The organism is Paenibacillus sinopodophylli (assembly GCF_005930355.1).
Lineage (GTDB): Bacteria > Bacillota > Bacilli > Paenibacillales > Paenibacillaceae > Pristimantibacillus > Pristimantibacillus sinopodophylli.
The window spans coordinates 2,012,594-2,029,231 of record NZ_VDBO01000001.1 but is presented as its reverse complement, the minus strand read 5'-3'; the positions used below and the strand labels follow the sequence as shown (position 1 = coordinate 2,029,231).

Genomic DNA, 16,638 nt, shown 5'->3' with positions numbered 1-16,638 from the left:
GTTATGAAGTGGAAAGGGAGGAGCATGAACATGTTGCTGCAAATGGACAGCATTACGAAATCGTATGGGAGCGTAACCGCAAATAGCAATGTTCAGTTTTCACTGAAACGGGGAGAGATTCATGCCTTAGTAGGAGAAAATGGGGCGGGAAAGACAACACTGATGCGCATATTATATGGAATGGAAAGCCCGTCAAGCGGCGAGATTCTTCTTGATGGTAAGTCGGTTTCGTTTGCCAGTCCTGCCGATGCAATTAAACATAAAATCGGCATGGTCCACCAGCATTTCATGCTATTTCCAACATTTACGATTGCGGAGAATATCGTGATCGGGCGAGAGCCTGCCAAAGCAGTAGGCTTTGACCGCAAAGCGGCGGCTGCTGAAACAGCACGGATAGGCAAGCAGTACGGCATGCCCGTTGATCCATGGAAGAAGGTCGCTGATTGTTCGCTCGGCATGCAGCAGCGGGTTGAAATATTGAAGGTGCTATATCAAGGCGCTGAGGTTATTATACTCGATGAGCCGACAGGAGTGCTCACTCCGCTTGAAGTGAAAGAGCTGCTGGTCGCAATCAAAGGATTAGCCGCGCAAGGAAAGAGCTTTATACTGATCAGCCATAAGCTGCAGGAAATTATGGAGGTTGCAGACCGGGTTACGGTGCTCCGTGACGGAAAGGTTACCGGAACGGTAGATGCAAAGGACACAAATGCGGAACAATTATCTCGGCTGATGGTTGGCCGGGATTTGATACATATATCACGAAACGAGACTAGCAGAGGCAAGCAGGTGCTAGAGGTTGCTGACGTATCGATCAACGGCTCCAAAACAAAGCCGATACTAAAGAATCTCAGCCTCCATGTTGATGAAGGTGAAATCGTGGGTATAGCTGGCATCTCGGGGAATGGCCAATCGGAGCTAATTCAAGCGATAGCTGGCCTTATGAAGCCGGATAGCGGTCAGATTAAGCTGCTGGGACAAGATGTAACGGGTGCGCCTGTAGGTGCGATTCGCGAGCGGGGACTTGCTCATATACCGGAAGACCGATACCAGTGGGGCGTCGCAAAGGATGCAACCGTTACAGAAAACGGACTGATGGGTCATGCAGACAGGCATCAGAAGTTCGGGATATTGGATGGAGCGGGCATTCGGGGAATGGTGAGCGAGTGGGTATCACGGTTCGGCATCAAAACGGGATCGTTATCGACGAAGGCGCAATACTTGTCTGGCGGTAACCTGCAGAAGCTTATCGTCGCGAGGGAGCTTGCCCAGCAAACACCGTTTCTTATCGCTGCCGAGCCTACACGCGGCGTCGATGTAGGTGCTATGGAAATCATTCATGGCGAGCTGCTGAAAAAAAGGGATGAAAAAGGAGCGATTCTGCTCGTATCCTCGGAGCTCACTGAGATTTTAAAGCTGTCTGACCGAATTTTGGTTATGTATGAAGGTCGGATAGTGGGCGAGCTCGATGCAGAAACGGCTACAGAGGAACAGATTAGTTTATTAATGGCAGGAGGAACGGCAGTTGGATAAGCTGATACAATTCGGACGCTCGCTGCTGCAGCCGCTATTGGCTGTCATTGTCGCCTTGGCAGCAGGAGCTATAGCTATCGCAATCGTTGGCGGCTCCGTAACAGAAACTTATGCTGAAATGTGGAAGGGCGCATTCGGAAGCTTTTACTTTTTTACCAACACGTTAAGCCGTGCAACGCCGATTATATTGATCGGACTTGGTGTGGCTCTTGCGTTCCGAGCAGGATTCTTCAATATGGGCTCGGAAGGACAGATGGTTCTAGGTGCATTGAGCGCTGCGGTAACTGCCATTTACTTGCCGGGCTCAGGTATGGTTAAGCTTATAGCTGCTATTATAGCCGGTGTTATAGCTGGAGGTATTTGGTCAGCCTTTGCTGGCTGGCTGGACGCCAGATTCCGAATGAATTTATTAATCACGACACTATTGCTGAATTACATTGCTACACTATTCGCCGGTTATATGGTTTCTTATCCACTGAAGGATCGTACGGGCTCTGCAGCGATGGCGCAAACGGTTATGCTTGATCCAAGCGTATGGTTGCCTAAGCTGTTCAAGGGGATGAGCTTGCATGCAGGATTTATTCTTGCAGCAGCAGGAGCGATTCTACTCTTCTTGTTCATGCGCTATACGGTAAAGGGATATGAGATTCGTATGCTGGGCGGAAATCCGTTGTTCGCAAGCTATGGTGGTGTGCAGCGTGGGAAAATGATGCTTATCAGCATGTTCGTCAGCGGTGGTTTTGCAGGGCTTGCGGGTTCTGTCGAGGTGCTTGGTACTCAGTATCGTTACTTGGATGGTGCGTTAACAACACCAGGCTATGCTTGGTCTGGCATCATGGCCACTTTGCTAGCCGGATCGCATCCGCTCGGAACCGCCGTAGCGGCAATCCTCATAGCCGCGCTGCAGACTGGCGGCATGGGCATGGAGCGCAATACGGATGTTCCGCTTGAAGTATCGAGCATTATCCAGGCAGTGCTTATCTTATTCGTATCAGCCAAATTTACGTATTCGTTTATTAAACGCAGGAAGGCGAGGTCATAAGATGGATTTTTTATTGGACGCCACTTTATATGCCTCGACACTTCGGATGGTTACCCCGATTCTGCTTGCTGCACTTGGCGGTGCGCTATGTGCCCGTGTAGGCTTGTTCAATGTCGGTCTTGAGGGCTTGGTGCTGATCGGCGCTTTCTCTGCAATTGTGGGCAACCACTTTACTGGTAACGTCTTTGCTGCAGTGCTGTTTGCCGTTTTATGTTCCCTTTTATTCTCGATTATCTTCGGATATATGAGTATTCAACTGAAAGCGAACGTTATCGTAGTCGGGATTGCACTCAACTTTCTGGCGTTAGGTTTGACTACCTTCTCCTTGCGTGCGATTTTTGACGTAAAGGGCGCATACTACAACAAGGATATGGTAGGCTTGCCGAAGTGGGATATTCCACTGCTGAAGGATATACCATGGCTTGGCGATGTACTATCGGGTCATTCACCGCTCGTTTATTTATCCATTGTGCTCGTTATTGCCCTGCAGTTCTTCCTGTTCAAGACGGTGTCGGGATTCCGGCTGCTTGCTTCTGGTGAGAATCCAACTGCGGCGAGAAGTCTTGGCATTAAGGTGTCAAGAATACAATACGGTGCAGTGCTTATGTGCGGGATGTTATGCGGCCTTGCTGGTGCGCAGCTGTCGCTTGGCAACGTAACGATGTTTACGGAGGGCATGACATCAGGGCGGGGCTTTATTGCCTTGGTTGCAACAATGCTGGGACAATCGAATCCAATTGGTGTTATGGCATCAAGCATGTTATTCGGATTCATGGATGCACTTAGTATAAGGCTGCAGGGCTTTGCCCTTCCAACTCATTTCACGATGATGCTGCCATACATTGTGACGATATTCGCGATGTTATTTTTCAAGGATAAAGGCTATATGCAGGAAGCACGCAAATCAAACGAGAGCTCTAGGTAGCAGAGGAGGAGGCATATGATGCATAAGAAAGCAGAGCGACTTAAAAAAGTATCAAGTATCAAACAAGCGGCGGTTTCCCCAGAGGTTGCCCACCGGGTGCCTCCTGGTCAAACGGTGACAGAGCGATTCCCGATTCTGCATGAAGGCGACGTGCCTGTCTATGACATAAACAGCTGGTCCCTTCGCGTGTTTGGAGAAGTGGAAGAGGAGCGTACGTTCAGCTTCGAGGAACTGCTTAATCTCCAGCAGACAAAAACGCAGTGCGATATTCACTGCGTGACGAGATGGTCCAAGCTAGATACGGAATGGGAAGGCGTTAAGTTCAAGGACTTGCTTGCCCTGCTTCGTGTAAAGTCTGAAGCTAAGTATGTAATGATTCATGCGGATGAGGATTACGATACGAATGTGCCGCTTGAGGATTTGCTGCATGATAATGTGCTGCTTGCCCACCGCTTCGACAATGAGCCGCTAACCGATAAGCATGGCTGGCCGATGCGTCTGCTCGTTCCGCATTTGTATTTCTGGAAGAGCGCTAAGTGGATTACCGGTATCGAATTTATGAAGGAAGACCGCGAGGGATTCTGGGAGCGCAATGGTTTCCATAACTATGCAGATCCTTTCAAGGAACAGCGCTTCACCAGTGATGACAATGAAATGCCTGAGGGCGAATGGATGAAGAAGGAGTTTGATTAAATAGATGCTGCCTATATTGCAGGTTAACCCAGAAGATTTGCCCGCTTACGCTATTGTATGCGGAGATCCGCGCCGTGCGGAACTTATTTCACAGAAGCTAGATAACGCCGTAGAGCTCGCGTTCGCACGTGAATATCGGACTTTTGTCGGTGAATACAAAGGCGTGCGACTGGCAGTTGTCAGCCATGGCGTAGGTTCACCGGGAGCGGCAGTTTGCTTCGAAGAGCTAATTCGCGGCGGAGTAAAGACACTTATTCGTGTTGGGACGGCGGGCTCTTATTCTGCTGATCATCCAGCAGGAAGCTTGGTCGTGAGCACAGCGGCTGTGCGTGCCGAAGGTTTGACGCATCAGCTCGTACCGGCCGGGTTCCCAGCGATTGCTGACAGCGCGGTTACGGAGGCCTTGTATGCATCAGCGCTTGAGAGCGAAGGCATCGTGAAGAAGGGGATTACCGTAACGCTGGATGTATTCTTCTCAGGCGTTGTTGAAGTTCCACATAAGGCTTATAAGCAGTCAGGTGCGATCGCTGTTGAGATGGAGATTGCAGCATTATACATTATTGCTACGCTGCGGGGTGCTCGCGCCGGTGCTATACTGGCATTGGATGGCTATGCCGATGCTGATCTAGCTGGGGAATATGATCCGCATACCGATCTTGTAGCGAAGGCGGTAGAGCGAGAGATTGATACTGCTCTGAGCGCGGTAGTTAAGCTGGCATCTGCGTAATAGATCGTTGCTGTGCAAGGGGGAAGCGTATGATGAGCGGAACGCTGTTTAAGAAGGAATGGACAGTAGGGGATTTACATCCACATGTATTTGCCTACTATTTCAAGCAATGGTCCAATTATTCGATGACCTTCCATACTCATGATTCGATTGAGATCATGTATGTGATTTCGGGGGGCTGCGCGATTGAGTTCGAGGGAAGCGCTGCGGTGATCGGCTGCGAAATGACGCTGAAAAAAGGCGATTTCGTCATATTGGACGCCAATGTTCCGCATCGGTTGACGGTTGATGAACGCGGTCCATGTCGGATGTTGAACGTGGAATTTGATTTCAGGGAGCGCGATGCCGCGTTTCCCTCTGTACGGCAGCTTGCTTTGGAGGACGAAATGGTGGCGCAATTAGTCACGGAGCCGTCCTCTTATTTGTTTCTGCGTGACCCGAGCGAAGTCTATCAGGTGCTAAAAAGCTTAGTGCTTGAGCTGGATCGCAAAGGCAATAGCATCAACATGAAAGCAGAGCTGCTGTTCGCGCAGCTATTGCTTGCCATTGCGCGCCTTCATAATGAAGCAGGCTCAGAGGGCGCGAATCCTATTGACCGCTACGTGAAGCAAGCGATTGAATATATGCATCACAACTATGACCGTGATATCCAAGTGAAGGACATCGCTGCATCAGTGAATCTGCATCCTGGTTATTTGCACCGAATATTCAGGGCGCAGATTGGCAGCACGCTTACGGGCTATTTGACCGCACTGCGAATGGACAAGGCGATGATGCTGCTGAGGGAAACGGAAATCGCGATTGCGGACATATGCGATTATGTCGGTGTGGGGAGCAGACAATATTTCCACGCGATGTTTAAGAAGTATACAGGGATGACGCCTATTGCTTATCGGAACGCGCTTGACACGCAAATATTAGATGTGCGCGGACAGATTATAGAATAGGAAAGTGACGATTTCTGACAATGATTCGCACATTAAGTCACAATATTGATAACGCTTCCTTTGGATCGTTGCTACAATATAGAGGAGATATAACGACTCTATTAAACGATAATCGGAGGCTGATTAGCATGTCTGCTTTTAAAATAACTTTCATTGGTGCGGGATCAATCGGTTTTACACGCGGTCTAATGCGCGATTTGCTTGCTGTTCCTGAGTTTCAGAACATTGAGCTTGCGTTCACCGATATTAACGCGCATAACCTGGAGATGGTTACGGCTCTTTGCCAGCGTGATATTCATGAGAATGGACTGTCGATTACGATTCAATCGACAACGGATCGCCGCGAAGCACTAAAGGATGCGAAGTACGTAATTTGTACAATTCGAGTTGGCGGGCTTGAGGCATTTGCTACAGATGTAGATATTCCACTCAAATACGGTGTTGATCAATGCGTAGGAGACACCCTTAGCGCAGGCGGCATTATGTATGGACAGCGCGGCATCGCTGAGATGATGAACATTTGCCGCGATATTCGCGAGGTTGCAGCAGAGGATGTACTTCTGCTTAACTATGCGAACCCGATGGCTATGATGACATGGGCGTGCAACAAGTACGGCGGCGTTCGGACTATCGGCTTATGCCACGGGGTACAAGGCGGGCATTGGCAGATTGCGGAGGCATTCGGTCTCAAGCAAGAGGAAGTTGATATTATTTGTGCGGGCATTAACCATCAAACCTGGTATATTCAAATCAAGCATAACGGCGAGGATTTGACCGGGAAGCTGCTAGAAGCCTTCGAGAAGCATCCGGACTTTAGCCGCACGGAGAAGGTACGTATCGATATGCTGCGCAGATTTGGTTATTACAGCACGGAATCGAACGGTCACTTGAGCGAATATGTGCCTTGGTACCGTAAGCGTCCGGAGGAAATTAATGACTGGATCGATCTAAGCTCGTGGATTAATGGTGAAACAGGCGGATATCTTCGCGTATGTACGGAAGGGCGCAATTGGTTCGAGACAGACTTCCCTAACTGGATGAAAGACCCGGCAAATGAGTTCAAAAGCGAGCTTCGCAGTCATGAGCATGGTTCCTACATTATAGAAGGACTTGAGACTGGACGAGTGTACCGCGGACATTTCAACCTCCAAAATAACGGGATCATAGCTAACCTGCCTAATGATGCGATTATTGAGGCTCCAGGCTACGTGGACCGCAACGGCATCTCGATGCCGACAGTTGGGGATCTGCCGCTTGGCGCGGCAGCGGTATGCAACGTTAGCATATCCGTTCAGCGGCTGGCTGTTGAGGCAGCCATTCATGGTGATGATAAGCTGCTGCGACAAGCTTTCATGATGGACCCGCTAGTAGGCGCTGTTTGCAATCCGAATGAAATTTGGCAAATGGTCGATGAAATGCTTGTGGCTCAGGAGCAGTGGCTGCCGCAATACACGGAATCCATTGCGGCTGCTAAAAAACGTCAAACAGAAGGCCCGCTGCTACCTACGCGTGATTACGCAGGTGCAGCGCGCCTGAAAGTGAAGACGGTTGAAGAAATGCAGCAGGACCGTGACGCAGCGAATAAAAACGCAGGCGAGTCAGACAAAGGTAAGGAGCGGGTTTAGCGAGGAGCGTATTTCAGCTCCATTGGTTCAAGGATCGCGCTGGGCGGGCTCCAAGCTGGCGGGCCGTATTTCTTCAAGTAGCCCAGCGTGTTCAAATAATCTTGGACGGACTGCTCCTCATCCAGCTTGCGGAATATTTCCCAGCAGGCAATGACATCGTTGAGTGCCCGGTGACCGCCGATGAGCGGTATGCCATAACGGTCGGACATGTCCTTCAATGTATGCGGATAGACATGCCTTGCCCGGCTGATCGTCAGCGTATCGATGAAGTTGTTCGTAAAGGATCTCCCTGCGATGCGAAGCAAGGAATGGTGCAGGAATCCAAGATCGAAGGCTGCATTATGTGCAATAATAACATGGTCGCCAAGCATCCGGTTCAAGATGCGGAATGCGGTATCCTCATCCATTCCTGTAGCCGTCATTTCGTCGGTTATGCCAGTCAGCTCGGTTATTTTGGCAGAGAGCTTCCCGTCATAGCGGACCAATGTGCTGAATTCACTTGCGATTTCGCCGTTAACGCAGCGGATAGCTGCCATTTCAATAACACGGTCTTTTTTCGGATCGAGTCCGCTCGTTTCAAAATCAATTACGGTATAGGAATGTGCAGTCATAGTTGGTCACCACTTTGCTAGTATTAAGGTAGATAATCTGGCTCAAAAGCGAAATCAGAGCTTGACCCGTGAAGCTGAATAATCGCTGCGAGTAAGAGGGGGCTTCCGAACGCTGTTGTTCCCAGATTTCCTGAATTCATCGCCCTAAGGGGTTGAAATCTGGGAACAAAGGCGAACGCTCCGCTTCTCAAGCCCCCTCTTTCTCTCCGCTCAAGCAACTTTATGACATCAAGTGCTGATCATTAGATTGAACTTGTAAACTACCATTAAATATTCGCCTAAAATGACAAATAACCTTTTATTCCGCACATGAAACAAGAGACTGGTTCGATTTGGCAGCCTGCCAACTTCGAATTCAGTCTCTTTTCGCTTACCGGTGAGTTATGTACTTTGCTCTATCTGTGCTTCCAGATATGCTTGCAGCTCATCAGAATCCAATGCTTTTCTGTATAGAGAGCAGCTCCTCCATTCTTTATTATGGTGAAGGTTCCAAGTGCATAGCGGTTTCGGTCCGGTTTATCGAGAACAAAATAACTGTTTTGATTATCCCATAGTCCGAATGAATTTTGTTCTAGGATAACAATGCCCATCTCATTCTCATTAGCTCCAAGCAGCACTTTTGTTAAACGCGAGGCATCCACGGAGTAGCCCTCTTCCGCAATAATGTCTGTACGCGAGAATCCCTCCTTATGCAGGAGCATTTTTACACTACCTGCTCTATAGACATAAGCTGCAATTCCAATCGCAATGACAACGAGAACAATAAGTCCAATTCGGATTTTCATGATACTATCCCCACTATCTGGTATTTCCCGCTAGTTTAAATGATTGAAATGCTTACGCCCAGTATTTCAAGTGAAGTCTGTTAGCTTAATCCTGCGAACAATTCACTAAAACAAAGGAAATGATTCATTGAGCTCCCCATATCAAAGGTTAGGCGTAATTTTGACTGCGAGAGCGCTTTCTTCCAAAGCCGGAGTTTCTGTTTGATGTGCTAAAATGAATGGAAAGAATCATTATCCAGTTGATGTACAACGGGGGATGCAGTAAATGCGCAATGGTGCGAGATTTTGGAGCAGATTTAACTTTTTGAAAGGTACGCCGCTTCCTGCGGAGAGCAGACTCAGCAAGGATGCGGTTACAGCGCTCATCATTCATTGCTGCTTTCAATTCGGAGCGTCTATGTCAGGCTTATTTCTCAATTTGTATTTGTGGCGGCTTACGCAGGATTTAATGGTCAACGGGATTTATAACATTATCGTCTTCATCCTTACACCGCCTGCATTCGCACTCGGAGGCTGGATTGCGAAGCGTCGGGATCGCATGGTGACTTATCGTCTCGGCATCGTTATGATTGCTATCTTTTATTTGATGGTCGTCATCGCACAGGAGCAGGTCGCACAGTATTACATAGGGTTCGCTATATTTAATGGTGTGGCGGCAGGGCTATATTGGACGGGATATTTGGTTATTCAATACGATGTGTCTACAGAAGCGAATCGAATACGTTTTCTCGCTATTAATATGATCGTATTTAATGCCTCAGGGCTTGCTGGACCTGCACTTGCAGGGTTCATTATTCAGCGCAGTGAGGGACTTCAGGGTTATGTGTTTATATTTTCAATGGCGTTTATCATGTTTCTCATTGCTGCTATCGTCAGCTTCCGCATTCCGATGATTCAATCTCACCATAAAGCTTACTATTTGAAGTTTATGGGCATTGTTATGAACCGCAACAGGAAGTGGTTGAAGGGGCTGTTCAGTTTTTTTGTACTTGGCCTATTCCAGGGCATTATGCTGTTTTTACCTAACATTATGTTGTATCAAACCGTTGGCCGTGAGGATTGGGTAGGCTATCTCGGTGTGTTCTTCTCTTCATTGACCGTTGCTACTGGATACGTCATTTCAAGAAAAGCGCAAAAGGAGCAAGTGCGCAAATACGTACTGCTGTCTACGACTGGTGTCGCTATAGGTTCTGCGCTGCTGCTCATTCAAGTGGAGTTCTGGTCTGTTGCCATATTCATGATCTTGTTCTCTATATGCAATCCACTTGCTGTTAATACGCTGACCTCCTATTACTACCGATTAATTGGCACACTTCCGCTCAAAGGCCAGCTTCGCGTCGAATCTGTTGTGATGCGAGAGCTGTTTTTAAACATAGGAAGGGTACTATCGATAACCCTGCTCATCTTTGTTGCCAAAGATTTGGAATCCGCATGGATGCCAATCGTTCTCTTCACAATGGCTGTTCTACAATATGTTTCGGTTTTCTTGATCAAGGAGGATCAATGTTCAGAGAGTGGCAAATGATTGGATTGTTAATGCAATAAAATAAATGAAAAATAATGTGCCATCTTGTATAATCGAATTATTACGTAAATTTCAGCATAAGTTGGTGCCGAGCGTGAGCCTGCTACTGGATATGAAGACGGTCTTGGTTTTAATAGCATTAGGGCATTTGTTTTCAGTTATTCTTATTAGTGCTTATTGGCGTACCCATAAGAAAGATCGTATTTTAAGCCTGTTTCTAGTTGCCAAGTTTACTCAAGGGATGGCTTGGTTATTGATCTTCCTGCGTAGTGGTATTCCAGACATACTCACCATATTATTATCCAATTCCTTACTGTTTATTGGGACTTCATTAGAAACGGCAGCGATGCTTAAGATGCAGCAGGGATTTGATCGCTCTGCGAAATGGTTATATATCACGCTGACCGTCGCAGCTATTATGGGCTTTCACATCGTCGTACTGTTTTACAATCAGGAAAATATAAGAATTGCAGCAGCTTCGATTGTGATGATATTGTTCATGATCTTTCCGGCTTACTTCATGATACGATCCAAGCATCCATCGTATATAATGAAAATAATCGGGATGTTATATGTTTGGGTAATTATCTCCCTGATTGGCAGGACAATTGCAGCTCTATCATCTGACATGCAGATCGGGATGTACACACCAGGTATATTCCAAACGTTGACCTTGCTTTCGCTGTTTCTGATCATGTTCATTGGCAATATAGGCTTCGTGCTGCTGCTTAAGGAACAAGTTGACACAGAGCTTGTCAGGTTGGCTAATTATGATGATTTAACTGGCGTTCTAAACAGGAGAACGTTTGAAGAAATATCCCGTCGAATGATTGCACAGCATGCCGCGAAACGTGAGCCGCTCTCATTAGTACTGTTCGATATTGATCATTTCAAACAGATTAACGATACGTATGGACATCATATTGGTGATTCTGCGCTTCAACAGCTAGCCAAGCATATTGGTTCCCTTCTTAGGAAAGAGGATTCATTCAGCCGGTATGGGGGAGATGAATTTGCTATTCTGCTGCCAAGGACAGATGAGGATGAGGCGGATCGGCTGGTTGAAGTTTTCCGGCAGACAACGATGCAGGTCTTTGTCTTGGAGATGGAAGGCACGCTGTCTATCAGTCTCGGCGTCGTGACATTGATTCCTACGGAGCAAAGCAACCTTGAATCGATTTATAAGCATTGTGATACTGCGATGTATGCGGCTAAGAACAATGGACGCAATGCTGCATCGCGCATTCAAGCAGCAGCAATGTGAGTGGGGTTCATCGATATTAGCGATTAACGCTAATGTCTTTTTTTTTCGAGTTAATAGCGGCAATATGAGGAATATCGTGTTAATAAAGCCATATAACGACAGTTTATTCTCCATATTAACGTGTTGAAACAGCCAAACTGCAACTTCTATCACCGATCTGCGTCTACATTTTGACGCAGTAATATTTGGGAGGCGATGGAATGAAACGAATGAGCTTTTACCTATTCGTTTTTCTATTTATAATAGCAGGATGCAGTAATGAAAATGCAGGGAATACGCTCGTGGAAATGGAGCAGGCCGGAACAGAAACGGTTAAACATACAATCAAAATGCCAAAAGAAATGCCTAGTACATTTAAGTTCATGGTCCGATTCGGCTATGGCACTGTTAACAAAAATGAAATTAACACCTTTCAAGGCACGATAACTAAGGATTTGATCGCTAATGGAACGGCTACTATGCCAATGAAGTTTACGAAGGAAGAGCTGCGCATCATCTATAACAAAATGAAAGAAATTAACATTATGGATGAGAAAGAACTTGAGCCTGCGAAGCAAAGCTGCCAGCGGTCGCCTTATAACGAAGACATATGGGAAATTAATATAAATGGCGAAACAAAAACGTTGATATGGACGGATAAGTACTGCGCCGGAACGACTGATACACAGCAGCTGCTTGAATTACGCCAATTCGTACAGCAGATGGTAGAGGGCAAAGAGGAATATAAAAAAATGCCCGAATCGGAAGGCGGCTATGAATAGCCTGACTTCGCAGAGAATGATGCAAACATGTGCGTGGACATTAGAGGATAATTCCTCATATTGAGGGCAAATAGCGTTCATACTGTAGGTGGGGAAAACTAAGTTTAAGCATGTGTTATTACTATTAGGTTAAGCGCACGCGGGCAATGTTCGACGAAGGAGGAAAATATTGTGACGAGGATTGGTGAAATTAGCGCCATAAACAGGTATCCGGTTAAGTCATTTGCTGGAGAGAGTCTGGAGAGCTGCGAAATTGACATTTATGGGTTAGCGGGTGATCGCTGCTATGCCTTTTATGATGAAACGAAAGAAGGTTGGGACAGTTTTTTTACGGCTAGAGAAATTCCAGCTATGTTATCCTACCAAGCAGCCCTCAATGATGTACAGTCTGCTTCTATGGTTCATCCAGAGATTCGAGTAACCTCGCCGGAGGGAAAGACGTTTAGCTGGGACGCAGCATTGTTAGAAGAGGTACAGAAACATTCGAAGAAGAAGATGCTGATACGCAGCTATAAGACAAATACTCCTGAGCTGAAGGCAGTGGATGAGGGCAGTATTCTAATCATAACGAGCACAAGTCTAAGAAGCCTCGAACAAATATGGGGTAAAGAACTCGATGAACGGCGTTTTAGAGCAAATGTAGTTGTGAAAGTGGACGATAGCGCTTTGGACGAGAAGGAATGGATCGGGAGGCGGATTGCGATTGGCAGTGCTGAACTGCAGGTTGATAAATATTGCGATCGTTGTTCGATGGTAACACTAGACCCTGATTCGCTTGAGCGCGATGCTTCTTTGCTGCGAAAAATTAATGAAGAGATGAATTTGAATTTCGGAGTCTATGCATCGGTCATCAAAACAGGCGCTATTCAAAACGGCGATCAGGTAAGCCTGTTGACTTAAGGCTACCGAAGCCTATTATTTTGAATGAACAAAAAGATCGCTAGCCAAACGCCTCAGGCGAATGACTGCGATCTTTTTGTTTTCGTTTATAACCGTTTACGCTTATAGAAGACGATTAAGGCAGAGGAAATTAGAAGTAGAACGATTGCAATTCCAGTTGCTGCCGCTTCCTTTGGGCTCCCTTGAGCCTGTACTTGCTGCTGGTTGCCTGGTCCGCCAAAGCCGCCACCCATACCACCATCCATGCCTCCGCCGAAACCGCCTTGGCCTTCTGGTCTTTGGCCGCCGCCAAAGTAGCCTTGCATATCACCTTGTTGACCTGGCATTTGCCCGTCTGGCGGTTCCATGCCTTGCCCTCCTTGCGGAGGCTGACCATCAACTGCTGCATTGTTGCCGTTGCCTTGCGGAGGCTGGCCGTCAGTTGCTGCGTTACCGCCGTTGCCCTGAGCTCCGCCTTGCTGGGCGTTTGGAGGCTGACCGCCGCCCATGCCCATACCGCCGCCACCGCCGAAGCCGCTGCTTCCGCTGCCTGAACCGTCGCCGGAGGCAGGAATCGTGCCGGCAAGCTGCTGTGCGACAGAGCTTGTCTGTGTTTTATTAAAGGCGATAACTTGCGTGATTCCTTGCTCGTATTCCTCATAGGTGTAGAAGGATGACGGGTCCGCTTCTACGTAGCTTGATATCATCGTTTTTATCTCATTGACTCTCGTTTGGAACGTCTCTTCGGACAGATAACCATCAAGCATGCCTTGTACAATGGTATGATAATTGTCTTTGTAAGCATCAACCTTCAGAAGCTTGTCGATAAGAGGCCGATCTGCAACCGCTCCGGTCGTAGGCTCGTCGATGAGTACGCTTGAACCTCCAAAGCCGCCGAAAGACATATTATAGTCCCAAGGCAAAATGTTGAAAATACCATCGTCCTCATACAAATAGTAATTATGCTTTTTCTCGGATAGATAGCTGTCAAAGTTGCCAGCTACGGCGTTAAGTGCGATGAACTTCAATGCTTCATCGACATCCAGAACGCTCTCATAGTCAGTTCCGTTATTCAGCTCATCCAGCATATCCAGCAAAATATCATCATTTGACTTGTCAGATTTCAAATCAAGGCCTGAATAGGCATCAATCGTCTCGAGCCAATTCAGTTCACTGCCGCTGCCGCCGTTTGCTTTGTAAAGCGCGCCGTAAGCATTGCCGAAGTTTCTTTCTAGATAAGCTTCTCCGATTTGCTCGACTGCCAAGTAAAAGCCCCAGAGCTTTCCGTTAATGTAAACATTCACATACGAATATTTTGGTGTGGGCAAGCCCATTTGCTCTGCAAGCTCATAAGACAGAAATTCGCGCATATAAGAGGCATCGCTATAGTTGTTGTTTAGATTGATTTTGCTAATTCCCTCGATGGTCTGGTTCACGTATTCGTCGAAGGAAATTTTGAAGCTGTACCGATCAGAATCACTCATTCTCACGACGCTGTTCAAGCTTAGATTACCCTTGGTTCGTATGCCCACGTTCTCAAACGTTTGTCCGTTGTATTCAACGGTGGCCTCCTTCAATTCTTCTGCACTGGCGTTGTCCAGCATATTCTGAAACTCAGTTTCATCGATCGTTATTTTGACATCTACAATCTTATCTTTTGGGAATACAGTCTCATCCAGCTTCTGCTCATTCGCTGCTTCTTCATTCTCGCTGGCGTTCGTGCCTGCGCCTGAGAGATCGAAGGATGCTCCCCCGAAGGAGCATCCGGACAATCCGATAATGAGGAGAACGGAGCAAAAGCTGAGTAGTATGGTTTGAGCTCTCGCTTTCATCCTATTACCTCCTAATGATTATGAAACGTAATCTCCGCTATAGCTGATAAGGACAGCATTGCGAACACCTGATAACTCCGTCAATTGGTTGATGAAACGTCCAGTTTCGTCCTTGAGACGAACCTCTAGCGTCATTTCGATATTGCCTGGCGTAACGGATTTCTGTTTCACATTATAGCGTTTCACAAGCATTCCAATTTGTTTATGCACCAACTGCTCGGTAGCGTCACTGTCGCAGTTCACGACAAGCAGGTAAGGTGATTCCACTGATCCGCCTTTGACGAAGAAGAACAGAATTAGTCCAACGACAACAGATCCGATGACAGCAAGGGTAAAGAAGCCAGCGCCTGTGACAATACCTGCTACTGCAGCCCAGAACAAGAAGATTAGATCAGTTGGATCTTTAATCGGTGTTCGGAATCGAACGATGGACAGCGCACCGACCATGCCGAGCGATAGTACGAGATTAGAGTTAATGGCGATTATAACGACAGCTGTAATCATGGTCATTCCGATCAACGAAACATTAAAGCTTTTGGAGTAAAGAACACCGCTAAAGATCCGTTTGTATAGCAGAAAGATAAAGAAGCCAATCAGAAAAGCGACCCCAAGTGTAATTAATATTTTGGATATGCTAATATCGGATACGAAGTTCTCCATCACTGAGTTTTTAATAACATCGGCAAAGTTTGTGGCTGTATCGGTTGCAGCTGCAGCAGCAATTGTTGTTGTTTCCATTTTAATAATCCTCCCAAGTGTTGAATTTCATATGTTTTCGGCATATCACGTATTTCGATGCGGATTGCCGGTTAAGTCCTTCTAGCTGCAAAGCGATTTTGATATAAGCTGGAATGTAGGCATCATATTTCACCTCTAGAATGATAAGATCATTATCGAGCGCTCGTATGGGCTCCAAGTTCTTATCGAATATGTCGACCGCGTGAAGTCCTGTTCGGAGCTCCTTGTCGAAGGTGATTCTAACGTTGCCGTTGTCGCACACATAAGGTTCACGGACGTAATCGACAATCACTTTTGGCCGAAGCAGGTTATGCTTCATTTCATTATGGATTTCATGAAGAAGAGGTTTGTCTGGTTCCTTCAGCACATCATGGTCGCCGGCCATCAGCCGATCGTACATTTCTCTGGTGAGCGGCTCCTTCACCTTGGCGATGTAATCTTTGAATTTGATTTTTTTCTCAAAATGAATGATGTTGTCTTGGCCGTTATAAATGCGGATTCGGTATTTGGACCGATCTCGAATACCGCCCAGCTTCTCATGCAGCGCCTTGTTATTGATATCATCGAAGTACAAGCTTCGAATATGATATTCGCCTGACGGGCCAACATGCTTGTCTTGCTCCATCAGATCCTTCAGCCTTTGGCGGATGATGAAATATTGATGGTAATTAATGAAAAATTTCAATTCGTTGCGATAAGTTAAACCCTTGTTCATCTCTCACACCTCTATTCTAGTTCAACGCCCCTTTGTTGC

Annotated in this window: 16 protein-coding genes; 11 read left to right on the top strand and 5 right to left on the bottom strand. The window is 46.9% G+C overall.

The genetic code is table 11. From position 1 onward, the window contains the following. Positions 1 to 30: 30 nt before the first annotated feature. The 7 genes from FGT79_RS08950 to melA all read left to right on the top strand — a co-directional run bounded on the left by FGT79_RS08950 (position 31) and on the right by melA (position 7,489). Positions 31 to 1,530: an ABC transporter ATP-binding protein gene (locus FGT79_RS08950; protein ID WP_138752335.1), complete on the top strand. Its 1,500-nt coding sequence runs from the start codon at positions 31 to 33 to the stop codon at positions 1,528 to 1,530. Then, complete coding sequence (locus tag FGT79_RS08945) at positions 1,523 to 2,572, top strand: ABC transporter permease (protein WP_138752334.1); 1,050 nt, start codon at positions 1,523 to 1,525, stop codon at positions 2,570 to 2,572. Before FGT79_RS08950 ends, FGT79_RS08945 begins: the two co-directional genes overlap by 8 nt. Before the next feature lies 1 nt (position 2,573). Next, complete coding sequence (locus FGT79_RS08940) at positions 2,574 to 3,497, top strand: ABC transporter permease (protein WP_138752333.1); 924 nt, start codon at positions 2,574 to 2,576, stop codon at positions 3,495 to 3,497. A gap of 18 nt (positions 3,498 to 3,515) precedes the next feature. After that, positions 3,516 to 4,190, top strand: coding sequence for a sulfite oxidase-like oxidoreductase (locus FGT79_RS08935; RefSeq protein ID WP_138753004.1), 675 nt, complete (start codon positions 3,516 to 3,518; stop codon positions 4,188 to 4,190). A 4-nt stretch (positions 4,191 to 4,194) separates the two neighbouring features. After that, complete coding sequence (locus tag FGT79_RS08930; RefSeq protein WP_138752332.1) at positions 4,195 to 4,917, top strand: nucleoside phosphorylase; 723 nt, start codon at positions 4,195 to 4,197, stop codon at positions 4,915 to 4,917. Between the two features lie 32 nt (positions 4,918 to 4,949). Beyond that, positions 4,950 to 5,864: an AraC family transcriptional regulator gene (locus FGT79_RS08925; protein WP_138753003.1), complete on the top strand. Its 915-nt coding sequence runs from the start codon at positions 4,950 to 4,952 to the stop codon at positions 5,862 to 5,864. Positions 5,865 to 5,992: 128 nt separating this feature from the next. Next, a complete protein-coding gene (melA, locus tag FGT79_RS08920; RefSeq protein WP_138752331.1) occupies positions 5,993 to 7,489 on the top strand; it encodes an alpha-glucosidase/alpha-galactosidase in 1,497 nt (498 codons plus the stop codon). On the opposite strand, the gene FGT79_RS08915 is transcribed toward melA, so the two are convergent. Beyond that, positions 7,486 to 8,100, bottom strand: coding sequence for a 3'-5' exonuclease (locus tag FGT79_RS08915; RefSeq protein WP_138752330.1), 615 nt, complete (start codon positions 8,098 to 8,100; stop codon positions 7,486 to 7,488). The genes melA and FGT79_RS08915 overlap by 4 nt on opposite strands. A gap of 395 nt (positions 8,101 to 8,495) precedes the next feature. Next, positions 8,496 to 8,885, bottom strand: a complete 390-nt coding sequence (locus FGT79_RS08910) for a hypothetical protein (RefSeq protein WP_138752329.1) — start codon at positions 8,883 to 8,885, stop codon at positions 8,496 to 8,498. Between the two features lie 265 nt (positions 8,886 to 9,150). Between FGT79_RS08910 and FGT79_RS08905 the strand changes: the two genes are divergently transcribed. From FGT79_RS08905 to FGT79_RS08890, 4 genes are all read left to right on the top strand, one after another. Further along, positions 9,151 to 10,410: an MFS transporter gene (locus tag FGT79_RS08905; protein WP_138752328.1), complete on the top strand. Its 1,260-nt coding sequence runs from the start codon at positions 9,151 to 9,153 to the stop codon at positions 10,408 to 10,410. Between the two features lie 94 nt (positions 10,411 to 10,504). Continuing rightward, positions 10,505 to 11,674 (top strand): GGDEF domain-containing protein, encoded by a 1,170-nt coding sequence (locus tag FGT79_RS08900; protein WP_171056141.1) that lies wholly within the window; start codon positions 10,505 to 10,507, stop codon positions 11,672 to 11,674. 200 nt (positions 11,675 to 11,874) lie between these two features. Further along, positions 11,875 to 12,435, top strand: coding sequence for a hypothetical protein (locus tag FGT79_RS08895; RefSeq protein ID WP_138752326.1), 561 nt, complete (start codon positions 11,875 to 11,877; stop codon positions 12,433 to 12,435). A 171-nt stretch (positions 12,436 to 12,606) separates the two neighbouring features. Then, the gene (locus FGT79_RS08890; protein ID WP_246096228.1) at positions 12,607 to 13,335 is read left to right on the top strand and encodes an MOSC domain-containing protein; all 729 of its coding nucleotides are present in this window, start codon (positions 12,607 to 12,609) and stop codon (positions 13,333 to 13,335) included. Between the two features lie 86 nt (positions 13,336 to 13,421). On the opposite strand, the gene FGT79_RS08885 is transcribed toward FGT79_RS08890, so the two are convergent. The 3 genes from FGT79_RS08885 to FGT79_RS08875 are packed head-to-tail and all read right to left on the bottom strand — an operon-like array spanning position 13,422 to position 16,599. After that, the gene (locus FGT79_RS08885) at positions 13,422 to 15,146 is read right to left on the bottom strand and encodes a CotH kinase family protein (RefSeq protein WP_138752324.1); all 1,725 of its coding nucleotides are present in this window, start codon (positions 15,144 to 15,146) and stop codon (positions 13,422 to 13,424) included. An 18-nt stretch (positions 15,147 to 15,164) separates the two neighbouring features. Further along, positions 15,165 to 15,884 carry a DUF4956 domain-containing protein gene (locus FGT79_RS08880; RefSeq protein WP_138752323.1) on the bottom strand — a complete coding sequence of 240 codons (720 nt, stop codon included), beginning with the start codon at positions 15,882 to 15,884 and terminating at the stop codon, positions 15,165 to 15,167. Position 15,885: 1 nt separating this feature from the next. After that, a complete protein-coding gene (locus FGT79_RS08875; RefSeq protein WP_138752322.1) occupies positions 15,886 to 16,599 on the bottom strand; it encodes a polyphosphate polymerase domain-containing protein in 714 nt (237 codons plus the stop codon). Positions 16,600 to 16,638 lie beyond the last annotated feature (39 nt).